Here is a 16,579-nt window from a genome sequence, read left to right as displayed (position 1 = left end):
CGGAGCGGACGTCGTGTCTGTCGGGCACAGACGCTTCCGTGCGCGAGACGATTCCGGCGACCGCGCGCCGGAGCTGCCGTTCCTGGTCCGGAGAGAGGTCGACGGCCGCGGGCGAGCCCGCGTCCGTCACACCCGGTGCCCCGGCGTACGGGTTGTTGCCGTTCATTCGAAGACACGACAAGTACGCGGAGCCGAGTCAAAAAGGCGTCGGCGGCGGCGACCGCGGTTTCGACCCGACGCCGGACCGCTCGCGCCGGCTACAGGATGGGCTCGGACTCGCCGTACGCCGCGACCACGACCGCGGTCGCGTACCGGTCCGGCTCGGCGGCGACCGTCTCGACGCGCGTCTCGCGGTCCGGGAGGTCCCAGTCGCGGAGGTCGCCCCCGGCGTCGAGCCCCGCGTGGATCCGGTCGCGGACGCCCTCGGGATCTTCCCCCGTCACCTCGTAGAAGAGTCCCGGTCCCGGGCCGGTCGCCCAGCCCAGCCCCGCGACCGCGTCGGGATGTCGGCGGGGCGCCCGCTTCGACTCGGCGCCCTCGGCGCCCGCGCGACCGCCCTCGCGGAAGTCGACCTCGTCCCCGGGACCGATCGTCCGGCGCGCCTCGACGACCGTGAGCCGGTTTCCAGCGGGACCCAGATCCGGCGCCTCCGACACCGCTTCGACGGTCGCCTCGGCGGGGACGACCGAGGAGACCGCCACGAGGTTGTAGTTGTGGAGGTTCGCGTCCGCGAGCGCGGCGTCGTAGGAGGCCATCGCCGTGTCGGCGACGCCGACGCCGCCGGCGACGTGGATGGTGTTCATTACCGGCGAATCGGCGGCGAGCGCGGTAAGGGGTTACGAACCCGCCCGCCGGCGCGGAGAGTATCACACTCATAAAAAGGCGGTGGCGCGTGCCTGCGAGCGGCCGGTAGGCCGCGAGCAGCACGCGCGAGGGAGTCGCGAGCGCAGCGAGCGACGAGGTTGGGGAGGCGTGAGGTGCGGTGCTGCGCGGTGCGGGCGGGACTCAGAGGGGCAGCCGTGAGGCGGGCGCACGCTCGTTGCGCCCCTCGCTCGTTGCGCTCCGCTCACTCGCTGCGGTGCTTACATCGCCTGCGCCCGCCTCACGGCTGGGGCTTTGGCGGTGGTCGCCGCCGATCCACAGTCAACTATTTATAAGCGAACCGCTGGAATTTCAGCCGAAGAAACGGGCACAACAGCACCTCGCAAAAACCGAACTTCAATCACGTAGTCGCAGTCGCCTCAGTACTGGTAGTTGATGACCTGCTCGTCCTCTGTATCCGCGTCCTGAAGCTTATCGCGGGCCTGCTCGAAGTCCGCCTGCGTCACCTCGGTGCGGCCGTCGCGAATGGCAAACATCCCGGCCTCGGTCGCCAGCGAGGCGATGTCCGCGCCGCTGTACCCGTCGAGGTCGCGGGCGACGACGCCGAGATCGACGCCGTCGGCGACGTTCATGTCCGCGGTGTGGATTTCGAGGATGCGCTCGCGGCCCTCCGGACCGGGCTCGGGCACCTCGATGAGGCGGTCGAAACGGCCGGGACGCAGGATCGCCTCGTCGAGCATGTCGAAGCGGTTGGTCGCGGCCATGATCCGGACCTCGCCGCGGTCGTCGAAGCCGTCCATCTCGGAGAGCAGCTGCATCATCGTGCGCTGGACCTCGGCGTCGCCCGAGGTCTTCGAGTCCGTCCGCTTGGCGGCGACCGCGTCGATCTCGTCGATGAAGATGACGGCGGGCTCGCGCTCGGCGGCGAGCTCGAAGAGGTCGCGGACGAGCCGCGCGCCCTCGCCGATGAACTTCCGGACGAGCTCGGAGCCGGCCATCTTGATGAACGTCGCGTCGGACTCGTTGGCGACCGCCTTCGCGAGCATCGTCTTCCCGGTGCCCGGCGGGCCGTGGAGCAGGACGCCGCTCGGGGGTTCGACGCCCACCGTCTCGAACTGCTCGGGGTTCTCGAGGGGGTCCTCGACGGCCTCGCGAACCTCCCGGATCTGGTCGTCGATGCCGCCGATGTCGGCGTACTCGACCTCCGGGGACTCGGTGACCTCCATCGCCTGCGCCCGGGAGTCGGTCTCGTCGTCGAGCACCTGCTGGACCGCGAACGAGTCGTTGATCGCGACGCGGTCGCCGGGACGGAGGTTCTCGTCGAGCCGCGTCGCGGCCTGCGTGAGGACCTCCTGGTTGTTGCCGTGCTGTTTGATCACGACGCCGTCGTCGGTGATCTCTTCGACGGAGGCGATGTACAGCGAGGAGGTCTTCAGGACCTCGTTCTCGCGTTTCAGCTGCTCGACGTCGTCCTTCAGCTCGCCGCGGCGCCCTTCTGCGTCGGCGAGCCGATCTTCCAGTTCATCGTTCACCTGAACGATCCGCCGGTAGTGCTGGCGGATCGCCTCCAGCCGCTCCGCGTCGCTCATCTCGGGGTCGAGCTCCAACCGCGGGCGGTCGGGGAGTGACGGGCTGTGAGACATTCGTTATCCGGAATAGGATGCGGGCGTAAATGTGCCTTTGGGTCACGGAGAGGGCCGTGTTGAGATAAGGTCGAAGGATGAGGCGGTCAAAAGTTCGAGTGGTCCATGCTCAGTTTCGACCGCCTCAGCGGCGATAGCGGTTGTATCGAGTTAGATTTTCTGGAGCGAGAGGCGACACCCGAGTCGGCGATGAAGCTCGGTATCCGACTCCATTTAGCAGGACTATCACTTTCGGATACAGTCTCGATTCTTGAGAGATTGGGTGTCGATCGCCATCGAACCACCGTTCATCGGTGGGTACAGAAAGCCGATTTACAGCCGACAGATGGTGCGAATCCGAATCACGTTGCGGTCGATGAAACCGTGATTCAACTCAACTCTGAGCGATATTGGCTGTACGCTGCTGTCGATCCCGACACAAACCGCCTGCTTCACGTTCGGCTCTATCCGACGAGAACGAACGCGATCTCCTCGATGTTTCTCTCAGAACTGCGTGAGAAACATCAGGTCGACGACGCGGTCTTTCTCGTCGACGGTGCTCCGTGGCTACAGGCGGCCTGTCATCGTCATGGGCTCCGATTCCAACACGTCACACATGGGAATCGGAATGCCGTCGAACGTGTCTTTCGCGAAGTAAAACGGCGAACAAACCAATTCTCAAATACGTTTAGTCACGCCGAACCGAGTACCGCCGAAAATTGGCTCCAAGCGTTCGCCTTCGCATGGAATCAGCTTATCTAAACACTACCACGGAGAGACCGTTGGATCGGCGAGACGAGCGCGACCGCCGAGCCCCCGGAGCGGGGGTGAACGCCCTCAGCCTCCTGCGGTATCAAATACGATAATTAGGAGTCAACGTTTTAGACGGAGGTGAGCTAACACCCGCGTATGGACGCACGAACGGCGGGCAGACGCGCCGGTCCGGCGCTCGCGAACCGCGAGGGACGGACCGGGAGGTCCCGCCAATGACGGGCGATCCGGACGCGACCGTCCTCGCGGTCGACGACGAGCCGGACCTCGCGGAACTGTATCGGGTGTACCTCGACCCGTCCTACGACGTTCGGATCGCGACCGGCGGCGAGGAGGCGCTCGACGCGATGGACGACGCGGTCGACGTGGTCCTCCTGGACCGACGGATGCCCGACATGTCGGGCCATGAGGTGTTAGACGCGATCCGCGACGAGGGGTACGACGCCCGCGTGGCGATGCTGACCGCCGTCGAGCCGGACGTCGACATCGTCGAGATGCCGTTCGACGACTACAAGACGAAGCCGGTGACCAAGGAGGACTTGGTCACGCTCGTCGAGGTGCTGCTCCACCGCGCCGCGTTCGACGAGCGCAGCCAGGAGTTCTTCGCGCTCGCCTCCAAGAAGGCGGCGCTGGAGGCCGCGGGCACGACGAACTCCGACGAGTACGAGGAGCTCCTCGACCGGATGGAGTCGGTCCGCGTCGAGGTCGACGACACGCTCGATCACCTCTCCGCACGCGACGCGTTCGTCGAGGTCCCCGGCGAAGTCCCGTAGCGCGACACGCGCGACGCGGTCGATATACGAACGGCGGGCGGTCGACGGCGAACGGGGGACTGCCAGCGGCGAACGAGACGCGCCCTTCTCGTCGCCGACCCCGAAACAGTCCGACTACTCGATCTCTAGCTCACCGTTCGCGCTCTCCTCGCCGCCGTCCTCGTCCCACTCCAGCTCGAACTCGACGCTCAGCTCGCCCGGACCTTCCGCGGGCCCCTCGCGCTCCGCCTTCACCTCGAAGGTCGGTCTCGCGGGGGGGTCCAGCGTCGTCGACTCCTCGCCGCGTCTGAGCGTGATCGCGCTCCCGTCGTCGAGCGAGTCCGCGACCGTCCGCAGGTACGCGGCAATCTCCTCGCGGCTCCGCCGGCTCTCGGACTCGAAGATGACTTCCTCGGGCATACCGGTCCGTACGCGTCCTCGCGATATAAATGTCGCCGCGGTGTCCGCGGGAACGCGCGGGCGGCGGGACGCCCCGGACCGTTTTGTGCCACCCGCCCGAACGCTCACGCCATGTCCGTCCCCGACCCGCTCCGCAGGGCCGTCGCCGTCGTCGTCTACTGGACGGCGATCGCGCTCGGCGGGAGCGTTCTTCTCCCCGACCCGACCGGCCCGCTCGTCGCGCTCCCGGTCCTCGGCGGCGGCGCGGTCGTCGCGCACGCGGCACGCACGGACCGACTGGTCCCGCTCGGGTACGCCGTCGGAACGATGTGGCTCGCCGTGCTCGCGCTGTCGGTTGGCACCGGCGTCGTCGACGTGTTCGGGACGCCTGAGGGGGAGATCGCGCCGCTCGCCGACTACCCGGTCCCCGCCGCGCTCGGCACCGTCGGGCTGTTCGGCGTCCTCCTCGTCGCGTACGCGGCGTTCGGTCGCCGGAGCGCGGAGCGAGCCGCCGAGTCGGCGTGAGCGGCGCGCGCGGCGACGGCGCTCGATACGCCGGCCGCCTCAGAACCCGTCCTCGAAGACGAACGTCCCGTTCCGCTGGACGACCTCGCCGTCGACCTCGATAACCGAGTCCTCGCTCATGTCGACGATCATGTCGACGTGTTCGGCGGACTCGTTGACCGCGTTCTCCTCGCCGACCGTCTCCGGGTAAGCCGACCCGACCGCCATGTGGACCGTGTCGCCCATCTTCTCGTCGAACAGCATGTTGTAGGTGAACCGGTTGATCTGGCGGTTCATCCCGATGCCGAGCTCGCCGAGGCGACGCGAACCCTCGTCGGTGTCGAGGATGCCGGAGAGGAGATCCTCGTTGCGCTCGGCGGAGTGGGAGACGACCTCGCCGTCCTCGAACCAGAGCCGGACCCCGTCGATCTCGCGGCCGTAGCGGTAGAGGGGCAGGTCGAAGTGGACCTCGCCGTCGACGCCGTCGCGCGTCGGCGCGGTGAACACCTCGCCGCCGGGGAGGTTCGCCTCGCCGTAGTCGTTGAGCGTGGAGTTCCCCGACACGTCGAGCGTGAGGTCGGTCTCCTCGCCGGACACGATCCGAACCTCGTCCGCCTCGTCCAGGATCTCGACCATGTTCGACTGGAACTCGCGCTGTTCGTCCCAGTCGAGCGAGACGGCGTCCCACACGAAGTTCTCGTACGCCTCGGTGCTCATCCCGGCGAGCTGGGCGTGGCTCGCGGTCGGGTACTGCGTGAGACACCACGTCTTCGAGAGGCGGGTCCGCTTGACGTCCTCCATCGCGCGGTTGTACGCGGCGTTGGTCTCGGGGTCGATGTCGGCGTCCTCGGTAGCGTTCGCGCCGCCGCGCGCGATGACGAACACGTCGGCCTCCTCGTAGAGCGCCCGGCGGTGACTCGGCTCGGTGAACTCCTCCGAGGAGCGCTTGAAGGCGCGCTGGGCGCGCTTCGAGTAGTTGAGGTAGATCGGGTTCGCCCCGCGGTCGCCGCAGACCTCGTGGAGCGCGACGGCGAGGTCCTCGGCCTCCTTGGGCATCTGGATGACCACGTCGTCGCCCGACTCGATGCCGGTGGCGTGGTCGGCGATTATCTCGGCGTGCTCGCGGACGCGTGCGTCCATGACAGCCGGTTTCGCCGCCGGGGAATTACCGCTTTTCCTTCCGGCGTGGCGGGTGGGTGAGGTCGGGACGCCGAGAGCCCGGGCGGCGAGCCGTCGCGACGCGGCGACGGCGACCGCCGCGACCGCCCCGGCCGCAACGCGTTTGCCCCGCCGTCGCGTAGCTCCGGCCATGTCTCGGCTCGCGTTCCGCGCGGCCGCGGCGGTCGTCGGCGTCGCCCTGCTCGCCGTCTACCTGACCGCGGCGCTGTTCGTCGCCGACCTGCTGCGCGCGGTCTGGGCCGCCCGCCCTGAGCTCCCGGTCCTCCTCGCGCTGCTGGCGGCCGCCGCGCTCGGGTCGGCGTACCTCAGCTACCGGCTCGGTACCGCGCAGATCCTCGCGAACCTGGAGGGGGACCGCGTCCCCCGGGAGCGGGCGCCGGACCTCCACCGCCGGGTCGACTCGCTCGCGGCGCGGATGGACGTCGCGCGCCCGAAGCTGTACGTCACCGACGCCCGCGCGCCGAACGCGTTCGCGGTCGGGGGCGGGGCGGACGGCGGCGCGCTGGTGATCGACCGGTCGTTGTTCCGGCTGCTCGCCCCCCGCGAGATCGAGGCAATCTTCGCGCACGAGCTGGCGCACTTGGAGGGGAACGACGGCTTCGCGATCGCGATGGCCGACGGGATCGGGCGCTCGCTGGTCGGGATCGCCACCGTGGTGGCCCTCCCGGCGCTGCTCGCGCTGTCGGGGCTCGCCGCCGCGTCGGCGTGGATCCGCGGGCGACCGGGCGACCGGTCCGGCCCCTTCGCGCGGCTCCACCGGGCGCTCGCAGGCGCGCTGTTCGCCGGATTCGTCCTCGCGACGCTCGTCGCTCGCTCGCGGTCGCGCAAGCGGGAGTTCGCGGCCGACGACCGCGCGGCCGAGGTGACCGGCGACCCGGTGGCGCTCGCGCGGGCGCTCCGCCGGATCGAGCGCGCGACCGATCCGACGTGGTCGTTCGCCCCGTTCTCGACGCACAAGCGGACCGACGGGGCGGCCGAGCGCTGGCTATCGACGCACCCGTCGACCGACGAGCGCGTCGAGCGCCTGCGAGAGAGGGCGGAGTCACAGGGGCCGACGCGCCGGATCCCGGCGGGGCCGTCGCGGACGACCGCCGGGCGCGGGCGGGCGCGGCGGTGAGAGGCGTCGGGCACGAGGCCGGAGGATATTGCGGTAGTCGTCACCACTCGGCCAGCAGTAACCTATCGGCGAGCGACCGGGGCTCTGCCGGTGCGTGCCGTCGGTTCGCCGGCAGCAATAGCGAGGCGATCGACCGCGGCGACGGACGCTCCGACTTACAGCCCGTACTGTTCACGCGTCACGTCGCCGAGGCCGGACTCCTCCAGCACGTCCGCGGGCACGAGCATGTCGAGCTGGACGACGCCCGGCAGCCGGCCGATCTGGACGCCCCCAGTGAACGTACATCGGGCGCGGACCTCGCCCTCGCTCATGCCGAGCAGCGTCCCGGCGCGGTCGAAGGCGTTCTGCGTGGCGTCGTTGGCGGTCGCGCCCGAGCCGATCACCTGTATCGGGGCGGCGTCGGTGTCGATGTCGACGCCGTGTTCGTCTCCGAGGTCGTCGCCCGCCTCGATCTCCTCGTCGCTGTAGGGCGCGCTGATGAAGGGGAGGTCCTCCTCGTTCGGCAGGAGGACGGGGCCGTCGAGGTCGGCGTCCTCGATCACCTCCACGTCCATCGTGACGGTCCCGCTCACGTCGGTGGTATGGAGGGAGAGCTCGCCGTCACCCTGGTTCGCGTGGAGGTCGCCGACGTAGACCCCGCCGCCGTCGACGACGACGGGGCAGATCAGCGTGGCGCCCGCGCGGACCTCGGGCACGTCCATGTGGCCGTCGGTGCGCAGGTCGAGGTCGTCCTCTGTCTCGACGCCGTAGTCGTGGTCGGCGCCGATCAGGTTCTGCCCGAAGTCGCCGGCGTTGTGCGAGTCGGGCATGGTGACCGGCGGCGTGGTGCCGATGTTCCCGATGAACGGGCGGAGGCGACCCAGCGTTCCGGGCATCCCGTCCGGCTCGTACAGCAGGATCGGGTGTTGGCGGGCGTTCTCGGGAATGTCCATCACGCGCTCCGCGTCGGTCGCGAGCTCGTGGGCCCCGTCCTTGTCGAGGGTGATCCCGACCGCGTTCTCGTGGTCGAACGCGACGGTGTACCCGTACTCGAAGCCGAACGAGGAGGCGTTGGCGCCGCACTCCGCGCAGCGGATCGCGTCCTCGCCGGTGCCCTCGACGACGGAGTCGGGCCACGTCGTCCCGCACTTGGGACAGCGGTGGTCGACGAAGGGGTCGTCGCCGAACGCCTCGTCCCGCTCCGCCATCGAGCCCGTGCTGGTCGCCATGCTCGTCACCTCCACGTCGCGGATGTGGATCGCGACCGCGTCGCCGACCTCGGCGCCCTCGACGCGGATCGGGCGCGTCACCTCGTGGCCGCCGCGGAACGACGGCGTCACCATCGGCCCCCAACAGCCCGGCGGCGTGTACGTCGTCACCCGGCCGCCGTCGGCGACCGTCCCGGCCCACTCCTGGTCAGGCCCGACGAGGCCGAGCGTGTACTGGTCGACGTACAGTTCCTCTTTGACCTCTGTTTGCGCCATACCGTATAGTGGTACGGTATGACACGTCATAACCGTAAGGGAGGCGGCACTCGCGCGGCGAATCCCGAGGGCCGCGAATCCCGGGAATCACGAGGCGCGCTCGCTCGGCGGATCGCCCGCGGCGGGGAGCCCCTACCGCACTCGGGGTCTGTCGGGCTCGCGGCCCCCGGGGAGTGGTCACCGGCCCGCGCTCCCGAGATCGCTGGCGAGACCGCCCGAGCTGTTTGAAAATAGCGCACCTGAACGAACTCAAAGAGCTTGTAATCAGTCGAACAAGGTTATTGAAGACAAAATCTTTTCACTATACGAGTCTGTGAGAAAGTACGCGACGAAAATACACTATGCCAGCAATGGAAACCGCTGAGTTCGATACCGAACTCAGTCTCTTCAAGTACGATAATCTCGAACAGCTTCCGCCTGAATACCGCGACTTCGACGAGGCCGAGCGAACGCGACGGATCGAGGGGGCGCTGGACGCGCTCGGCGACGACGTGGTAATCCTCGGCCACAACTACCAGCGACGCGAGATCGTCGAGCACGCGGACTTCGTCGGCGACTCCTACCAGCTGAGCAAGGAGGCCGCCGCGGCCGACGCGGAGTACGTCGTCTTCGGCGGGGTCACGTTCATGGCCGAGTCCGCCGACATCATCACCGACGACGACCAGACGGTCGTCCTCCCGAGCATGGAGGCGTCGTGCCCGATGGCGGGGATGGCCGAGGCGCTCCAGGTCGATGCGGCCTGGGCGGAGCTGACGGCCGCGACCGACGCGGACGTCGTACCGGTCACCTACATGAACAGCTACGCCGACCTCAAGGCGTTCTGCGCCGAGCACGGCGGCTTGGTGTGTACCTCCTCGAACGCCCACCGCGCCTTCGAGTACGCCCTCGACGAGGGCGACAAAGTGCTGTTCCTCCCCGACAAGCACCTGGGGGAGAACACCGCCCACCGGCTCGGGCTCGAAGAGGAGATCGCCGAGTGGGACCCGTGGGACGCCGCCTCCGCCGACGCGGCGGCGGTCGTCGACAACGACGTGATCCTCTGGGACGGCTACTGTCAGGTTCACGAACGGTTCAGCCCGTCACACGTCGAGCAGGTCCGGGCGGACCACGAGGACGCGCGAGTCGTCGTCCACCCCGAGTGCCGCCGGGAGGTCGTCGAGGCGGCGGACGTGGTCGGCTCCACCGCGACGATCCGCGAGACCGTCGCCGAGGCCGACCCCGGCGAGACGTGGGCGATCGGCACCGAGGTCCACCTGACCCGCCACCTCCAGCGGTGGCACCCGGAGGTGAACGTCGTCCCGCTGTGCGGCGAGGCGTGTATGGACTGTAACGCGATGCGCCAGATCGACCCGAACTACCTCGCGTGGGTGCTCGAAGAGCTGGCCGCCGGGCGCGAGCGCAACGTCGTCGAGGTCGCGCCCGGGGAGAAGGAGCTCGCGCGCGTCGCGCTCGACCGCATGCTGGAGGTGTGAGATGACGGGCCACGAGACCGCAGACGTGCTGGTCGTCGGCTCGGGGATCGCCGGCCTGACGGCCGCGCTCGCCGCAGCGCGCGAGGGGCGCGAAGTGACGGTGGCGACGAAGGCCACGCGCCCCGCGGACGCCGCGTCGTGGTGGGCGCAGGGCGGGATCGCCGTCGCCCGCGACCGACCGGAGCGGTTCAAGCGCGACGTGCTGGCGGCCTCGGACGGGACGGCCGACCCGGACGCGGTCGACGTGCTCGTCGAGAACGCCGACGGCGCCGTCCAGGACGTGCTCGTCGACACGCTCGGCGTCGAGTTCGACCGCGAGGCGGGCGCCGACGCGTTCGACTACGGCCGCGAGGCCGCCCACAGCGAGGAGCGGATCCTCCACGTGGGCGCGGCGACGGGCGAGCACGTCCACGTCCCGCTGTTGAACCACCTCGACGGACGCGACGGCGTCGAGGTCGTCGGCGACGCGGCCGCGCTGGAGTTGATCACGCGCGAGGGGCGGGTCCACGGGGCCGTCGTGGCGTCGGACGACGGTCGCGTCCCGATGTACGCGAACGCGACCGTGCTCGCGACCGGCGGAGTCGGCGACCTGTTCCCGCGCTCGACGAACCCCCGCGGCGCCACCGGCGACGGGGTCGCGATGGCCGCGCTCGCGGGCGCCGACGTGACCGACATGGAGTTCGTCCAGTTCCACCCGACGGCGTACGACGCGGGCCCGGACGAGGAGGGGTTCCTGGTCAGCGAGGCGGTCCGCGGCGAGGGCGCGCTGCTGCGCAACGGCGACGGCGAGCGGTTCATGCCGGGGTATCACGACGACGCCGAACTCGCGCCGCGCGACGTGGTCTCGCGGGCCGTGGCCGCCGAGCGCGACGCCACGGGCGAGGTTCGCCTCGACGTGGGGCCGCTCGACTTCGCGGGCGCGTTCCCCGGGCTCGCCGAGAAGTGCGCCGACCGCGGCGTCGATCCCGACGAGGGGATCCCCGTCGCGCCCGCCGAACACTTCCTCTGCGGCGGCGTCGCCGTCGACGACCGCGGGCGGACGACCCTCGACCGGCTCTACGCCGTCGGCGAGTGCGCGCGGACCGGCGTCCACGGCGCGAACCGGCTCGCCTCCACGAGCCTCCTCGAAGGGCTCGTCTGGGGGCTCCGGGCGGGCGCCGACGCGGCCGAGGCGGCAGGTTCCGACGGGGCGCCGGCGGACCCAGAGCGGGTCGCGCCCCCGGACCTACTGGACCGCGACCCCGACCTCCCGTCAGCGTTCGCCCGCGAGAAGTTCCGTCGACTCCGCCGAGTGATGGGAGAGCACGTCGGAATCGAGCGCGACCCCGCCGACCTCCGACGGGCGCTCGACGTCCTGCGGCGGCTCAAGGGCGAGGTCGACGCCTACGTCCGGACGCGGACCTCGCGCTCGCTGTACGAGCTCCGCAACGCGACCGTGACGGCGCTGTTGGTGACGCGACAGGCGCTGGCGAACGACGAGAGCGTCGGGACGCACTACGTCGCGGACGACGCCGAGCCCGCCGAACCCGGGCCGGCGGCCGACGACTGATGCTCACCGACGCCGACGTGGAGCGCTGGCTCCGCGAGGACGTGGGGCACCACGACGTGACGAACGACGTGCCGGGCGAGACGAGCGGCCGGCTCGTCGCGAAAGAGTCCGGCGTCGCGGCCGGCGTCGACGCCGCGAGCGCCGTGTTCGACTACCTCGACGCGACCGTGACCGAGCGCGTCGCGGACGGGACCGCGGTCGAGCCCGGCGACGCGCTGCTGCGGGTCGCGGGACCGGCACAGGCGGTCCTCCGCGGCGAGCGCGTCGCCGTGAACGTCGCGGCCCACGCCTCGGGAGTGGCGACGCGGACCGACGCCGCGGTCGCGGCCGCCCGCGAGGTCGACCCGGATGTCCAAGTCGCGGCGACCCGCAAGACCACGCCCGGACTCCGCGGGGTCGAGAAGCGCGCCGTCGCGGCCGCCGGCGGCGACACCCACCGCCTTGACCTCTCGCACATGGTCATGGTCAAGGACAACCACGTCGCGGAGCTGGGGCTGACGGAGGCGATCGAGCGCTTCCGCGAGCGCGCCTCCTTCGCGACGGGCGTCGAGGTCGAGGTCGAGGGCCCGGACGCCGCCGCGCGCGCCGCCGCGGCCGGCGCCGATGTCGTCCTACTCGACAACATGGCGCCACCGGAGACGACGGCGGCGGCTGAGCGCGTGGCCGCCGCGGACGGAGACGCGCTGACCGAAGCGTCGGGCGGGATCACGGTCGAGACCGTCCCGGACTACGCCGCGACCGGGGTGGACGTGATCTCGATGGGCGGGCTCACCCACTCCGCGCCGGCGCTCGACCTGTCGTTCCGGACGGGAAGCGACGGGTAGCTCGCCGCCGGCGAGACGGGCGCCGGCGGCGAGGTCGGCTCCGTTCGCGACCGCTCGCGTCGCGGAGTGATCTGGTGGTTTTTATGAATCCCACACCCACGGTCAGGGTATGCAGACCCACGTCGTGCCCGTCGGGTTCGACTACGACCGGATGATCGCCCCCCTCATCCGGGACCAGTTCGACGTCGACCGGGTGATCCTCTTGGAGGGGACGGTCGGCAGCGAGGCCAACGTCGAGTACTCGCGCAACATCGCGCGCAAACTGGAACAGGACTTCCAGAACCTGCTCGGCGCGGAGACGGTCCGCGAGCAGTTGGACGACGTGTACGACTACGACGCCGCCTTCGAGCGCGCCTTCGACCTGATCAACGCCGAACTCGATCGCGAGGAGGGAGTCGACGAGTCCGACGAGCGCGAGGTGTGGGTGAACCTCTGTTCGATGCCCCGGCCCGTCTCCTTCGCGTTCGCGACCGCGGCCCACTCGATAATGGTCGAGCGGCAGGCGGACCGCGACCGCATCCACACCTACTACACCGCCCCCGAGAAGTACCTCGAAACCGAGTTGGCGGAGGAACTCCGCGCGACCCGCGACCTCCTGCGCGACCTCGACCAGGGGAGCGACGCCGACGCGCTCGCGGACGCGGGCGTCGATCCCGACCGCGTCGCCGATCGGCTCGCGAGCACCACGGACCTCCTCGCGGAGTTCGACGAGCGCGGCACCACCATCGGCGCGAAGCGGATCGGCGACCGCCACGTGATCGAGCTGCCGGTCGCCTCCTTCCAGAACGTCAAGCCGTTCGAGGAGCTGGTGCTGTTCACGCTCGGCGAGCACGGCGAGTTCGAGTCCGTCTCCGAGCTGGCGGAGACGCTCGCGGCCGAGCTCAACGAGGAGTACACGGACTCGTTCCGCTCGAAGGTGATCTACAACGTCGACCGGCTCGGTCCCGGCGGGAAGGGGTACATCGAACGCGAGGAGCACGGGAAGTCCTACCGGACGAGCCTCTCGCGGATCGGGGAGCTGTGGGTCCGCTCGCACGCCGACGAGGATCGGGACGTGGCGTGAACAGCTGGGACGTGAGGTAAACCCTCGGGACGCGGAGTGAACGACCGGGACGTGACGCGAGCGGCGGCGAGCGAGATGCCGCCCATCGAAGGGTAGTTAGCCTCCGGGCGGCACGCTGCGGTATGGAGACGGCACTCGTTATCCTCGACGGCTGGGGGCTCGGCGACCACGACCGCCGCGACGCCGTGAAGGCGGCCGACACGCCGACGTTCGACGCGGCGACGGAGCGCGGGGCCGACGGCCGCCTCGTGGTTCACGGGCGGCGCGTTGGGCTCCCGGAGGGACAGATGGGCAACTCCGAGGTCGGCCACCTCAACATCGGCGCGGGGCGGGTGGTCAAGCAGGCGTACACCCGGATCACGGACGCGCTGGAGGAGGGGTCGCTCTCGGACAACGACGCGGTCGCGGCCGCGCTCGACCACGCGGACTCGACCGGCGGCCGCGTCCACTTCATGGGGCTCGTCTCCGACGGCGGCGTCCACTCGGACGTGGAACACCTGCTCGCGCTGATCGACGCCGCGGCCGACGCGGGCGTGCCCGCCACGAGCCACGCGTTCACCGACGGCCGCGACACGGCCCCGGAGATCGCCGACGAGTTCCTCGCCGACGTGACCGCGAAGGCCGACGAGCGCGGCACCGGTCATGTCGCGACCGTTACGGGGCGCGACCACGCGCTGGACCGCGACGAGAACTGGGGGCGGACGAAGAAGGCGTACGACGCCATCGTCGGTCGCGAGGCCCCGAACGAGGCCGAGAGCGCGGTTGCGGCCGCCCGCGAGGCACACGCCCGCGGGGAGACGGACGAGTTTGTCGAGCCGACGCTCGTCGCCGACGAGCCCGCCCTCGCCGACGGCGACGCGGTGATATTCTTCAATTTCCGCGCCGACCGCGCCCGACAGCTGGTCCGGATGCTGACCGACACGCGGCCCGAGTGGGAGTTCGACCTCGGCCAGCCCGAGGTCCGCATGACGACGATGACCGAGTACGACGAGACGTTTGAGTTCCCGGTGGCGTTCCCGCCGCAGATCCCCGCGAACACGATCGGCGAGGTCGTCGCGGACGCCGGCGGCACGCAGCTCCGGATCGCGGAGTCGGAGAAGTACCCTCACGTCACCTACTTCCTCAACGGCGGCCGAGAGGTGGAGTTCCCGGGCGAGATCCGGACGATCGTCGAGAGCCCGGACGTGCCGACGTACGATCAGCAGCCGGAGATGTCCGCGCCTGAGGTGACCGACGAGGCCGTCGAGACCATCGCGTCGGACGACCCCGACCTGCTCGTGTTGAACTACGCGAACCCCGACATGGTTGGCCACACCGGCGACTTCGAGGCGACCGTCGAGGCGGTCGAGGCCGTCGACGCCCAGCTCGACCGCCTGCTCTCCGCGATCGCCGACGCCGGCGCGCACGCGGTCGTCACCGCGGACCACGGCAACGCCGACGACATGGGTACCGCGGACGACCCCCACACCGCCCACACGTACAACCCGGTCCCGTTCGTCTACCTGACGCCCGACGGCGACGACGGCGCGAAGCGGGTCCGCGAGGGCGGGTCGCTGTGCGACATCGCCCCGACGCTGCTCGACCTGATGGAGCGTGACCGCCCCGATGAGATGACCGGCGAGAGCCTGCTGGAGAGTAAACGATAAACTTCGGATCGATTCTCGCTCGTTCCACGGCGTTTTAATACGTCGTCGGGCTTGTGATCGTTCATGACAGACGAGACCACGCCCGTGATCGCGGCCGCCTACCGAACACCGCAGGGGAAAGACGGCGGCGTCTACGAGGACGTCCGCAGCGAGGACCTCTCGACGACGCTCATCGACCATGCGCTCGACGAGACGGGGCTGACGAGCGACCACGTCGACGACCTGATGTGGGGGGTCGCACAGCAGCGCACCGAGCAGGACAACAACGTCGCGCGCGTCATCGCCCTCCTCTCGGAGCTGGGTGAGTCGGTGCCCGCCACCTCGATCAACCGCTGGTGCGCCTCCTCGATGCAGGCGATCATCTCGGCGTCGGACGCCATCGCCGCCGGGAACCGCGAGTGTATCATCGCGGGCGGGGTCGAGAACATGAGCCGCGTCCCGATGGACGGCGACTCCTACGAACACCTCCACCCGGAGCTGTCTGAACAGTACAACATCTTCCAGCTCCAGATGGGGATGACCGCAGAGAAGGTCGCCGAGGAGTACGAGGTGAGCCGCGAGGCCCAAGACGAGTACGCCGCCCGTAGTCACCAGCGCGCCGCCGAGGCGACCGAGTCGGGCCGCTTCGACGACGAGATAGTCCCCGTCGAGACGGACGACGGGCTCGTCGAGGCGGACGAGGGGATCCGCCCGGACACGACCGCCGAGAAGCTCGCCGACCTGCCGCCCGCCTTCACCGGCGACGGCAGCGTCACCGCGGGGAACTCCTCGCAGATCTCCGACGGCGCGTCGCTGACCGTCGTCACGAGCAGGGCGTTCGCGGAGGAGCACGGGCTCGACGTGCTCGCCGAGGTCGGCACGAACGCGGTCGCCGGCGTCGACCCCACCGTGATGGGGATCGGCCCGGTGCCCGCCACCCGGAGCCTGCTCGACCGCGCGGGCACGGACATCGACGACTACGACCTCGTCGAACTCAACGAGGCGTTCGCCTCCCAGTGCGAGTACTCGCGGCGCGAGCTCGGCATCGACGAGGACCAGTACAACGTCAACGGCGGGGCCATCGCCATCGGCCACCCGCTCGGCGCCTCGGGCGCGCGCCTCCCCGTGACGCTGCTCCACGAGATGCAAAAACAGGACGCCGATCGCGGGCTCGCGACGCTCTGCGTCGGCTTCGGGCAGGGCGCCGCGATCGAGTTCCTGCGGTAGACAACTTAAAAAGCGACGTTCTGCGGTGGCGCGTGCCTTCGAGCGCCCTCCGGGCGCGAGAAGCACGCGCGAGGGAGTCGGTGGTTCGGAGCGAAGCGAAGAACCACCGACGAGGCTGGGGAGGTGTGAGGCGCTGTGCGGTGCGGGGGCGGGACTCGAAGGGGCGGCCGTGAGGCGGTCGCAGGCGACG

15 protein-coding genes are annotated in these 16,579 nt (G+C 70.0%); 10 read left to right on the top strand and 5 right to left on the bottom strand.

The window, feature by feature from the left end; all coding sequences use genetic code 11:
• Positions 1-257: 257 nt before the first annotated feature.
• Both B9G49_RS12600 and B9G49_RS12595 read right to left on the bottom strand, forming a co-directional pair.
• Complete coding sequence (locus B9G49_RS12600; RefSeq protein ID WP_049931579.1) at positions 258-803, bottom strand: pyruvoyl-dependent arginine decarboxylase; 546 nt, start codon at positions 801-803, stop codon at positions 258-260.
• 438 nt (positions 804-1,241) lie between these two features.
• On the bottom strand, positions 1,242-2,465 hold the full coding sequence (locus tag B9G49_RS12595) for a proteasome-activating nucleotidase (RefSeq protein WP_086216599.1): 1,224 nt from the start codon (positions 2,463-2,465) through the stop codon (positions 1,242-1,244).
• Between the two features lie 105 nt (positions 2,466-2,570).
• Here B9G49_RS12595 and B9G49_RS12590 point away from each other — a divergent pair, with 105 nt between their 5' ends.
• Together B9G49_RS12590 and B9G49_RS12585 are read left to right on the top strand one after the other, a co-directional pair.
• On the top strand, positions 2,571-3,206 hold the full coding sequence (locus B9G49_RS12590) for an IS6 family transposase (RefSeq protein WP_086216598.1): 636 nt from the start codon (positions 2,571-2,573) through the stop codon (positions 3,204-3,206).
• A gap of 224 nt (positions 3,207-3,430) precedes the next feature.
• Entirely contained in the window at positions 3,431-3,988 is a 558-nt protein-coding gene (locus tag B9G49_RS12585) for a response regulator (RefSeq protein ID WP_049931577.1), read from the top strand.
• A 114-nt stretch (positions 3,989-4,102) separates the two neighbouring features.
• Here B9G49_RS12585 and B9G49_RS12580 read toward each other — a convergent pair whose 3' ends face one another.
• Complete coding sequence (locus B9G49_RS12580; protein WP_086216597.1) at positions 4,103-4,387, bottom strand: amphi-Trp domain-containing protein; 285 nt, start codon at positions 4,385-4,387, stop codon at positions 4,103-4,105.
• A 111-nt stretch (positions 4,388-4,498) separates the two neighbouring features.
• On the opposite strand from B9G49_RS12580, the gene B9G49_RS12575 reads away from it, so the two are divergent.
• A complete protein-coding gene (locus tag B9G49_RS12575) occupies positions 4,499-4,891 on the top strand; it encodes a hypothetical protein (RefSeq protein ID WP_049931575.1) in 393 nt (130 codons plus the stop codon).
• Positions 4,892-4,930: 39 nt separating this feature from the next.
• Here B9G49_RS12575 and B9G49_RS12570 read toward each other — a convergent pair whose 3' ends face one another.
• A complete protein-coding gene (locus B9G49_RS12570) occupies positions 4,931-6,010 on the bottom strand; it encodes an aminopeptidase (protein ID WP_086216596.1) in 1,080 nt (359 codons plus the stop codon).
• 169 nt (positions 6,011-6,179) lie between these two features.
• Between B9G49_RS12570 and B9G49_RS12565 the strand changes: the two genes are divergently transcribed.
• Positions 6,180-7,166, top strand: a complete 987-nt coding sequence (locus B9G49_RS12565) for a M48 family metallopeptidase (RefSeq protein ID WP_086216595.1) — start codon at positions 6,180-6,182, stop codon at positions 7,164-7,166.
• A gap of 155 nt (positions 7,167-7,321) precedes the next feature.
• Here B9G49_RS12565 and B9G49_RS12560 read toward each other — a convergent pair whose 3' ends face one another.
• Positions 7,322-8,629, bottom strand: a complete 1,308-nt coding sequence (locus tag B9G49_RS12560; protein WP_086216594.1) for an acetamidase/formamidase family protein — start codon at positions 8,627-8,629, stop codon at positions 7,322-7,324.
• A 341-nt stretch (positions 8,630-8,970) separates the two neighbouring features.
• Here B9G49_RS12560 and nadA point away from each other — a divergent pair, with 341 nt between their 5' ends.
• The 6 genes from nadA to B9G49_RS12530 all read left to right on the top strand — a co-directional run bounded on the left by nadA (position 8,971) and on the right by B9G49_RS12530 (position 16,389).
• Positions 8,971-10,101 carry a quinolinate synthase NadA gene (gene nadA / locus B9G49_RS12555; RefSeq protein WP_086216593.1) on the top strand — a complete coding sequence of 377 codons (1,131 nt, stop codon included), beginning with the start codon at positions 8,971-8,973 and terminating at the stop codon, positions 10,099-10,101.
• 1 nt (position 10,102) lies between these two features.
• Complete coding sequence (locus B9G49_RS12550) at positions 10,103-11,650, top strand: L-aspartate oxidase (RefSeq protein ID WP_086216592.1); 1,548 nt, start codon at positions 10,103-10,105, stop codon at positions 11,648-11,650.
• Positions 11,650-12,474 (top strand): carboxylating nicotinate-nucleotide diphosphorylase, encoded by an 825-nt coding sequence (gene nadC / locus B9G49_RS12545; RefSeq protein ID WP_086216591.1) that lies wholly within the window; start codon positions 11,650-11,652, stop codon positions 12,472-12,474. Before B9G49_RS12550 ends, nadC begins: the two co-directional genes overlap by 1 nt.
• A gap of 109 nt (positions 12,475-12,583) precedes the next feature.
• Positions 12,584-13,537, top strand: a complete 954-nt coding sequence (locus B9G49_RS12540; RefSeq protein WP_049931568.1) for a DUF6293 family protein — start codon at positions 12,584-12,586, stop codon at positions 13,535-13,537.
• 122 nt (positions 13,538-13,659) lie between these two features.
• Positions 13,660-15,183, top strand: a complete 1,524-nt coding sequence (gene gpmI / locus B9G49_RS12535) for a 2,3-bisphosphoglycerate-independent phosphoglycerate mutase (protein ID WP_086216590.1) — start codon at positions 13,660-13,662, stop codon at positions 15,181-15,183.
• Positions 15,184-15,246: 63 nt separating this feature from the next.
• On the top strand, positions 15,247-16,389 hold the full coding sequence (locus B9G49_RS12530; protein ID WP_086216589.1) for a thiolase family protein: 1,143 nt from the start codon (positions 15,247-15,249) through the stop codon (positions 16,387-16,389).
• Positions 16,390-16,579: the final 190 nt, after the last annotated feature.

This window comes from Halorubrum sp. SD683 (genome assembly GCF_002135045.1).
Classification (GTDB): Archaea; Halobacteriota; Halobacteria; order Halobacteriales; family Haloferacaceae; genus Halorubrum; species Halorubrum ezzemoulense.
This window is presented reverse-complemented; position numbering and strand designations above follow the sequence as displayed.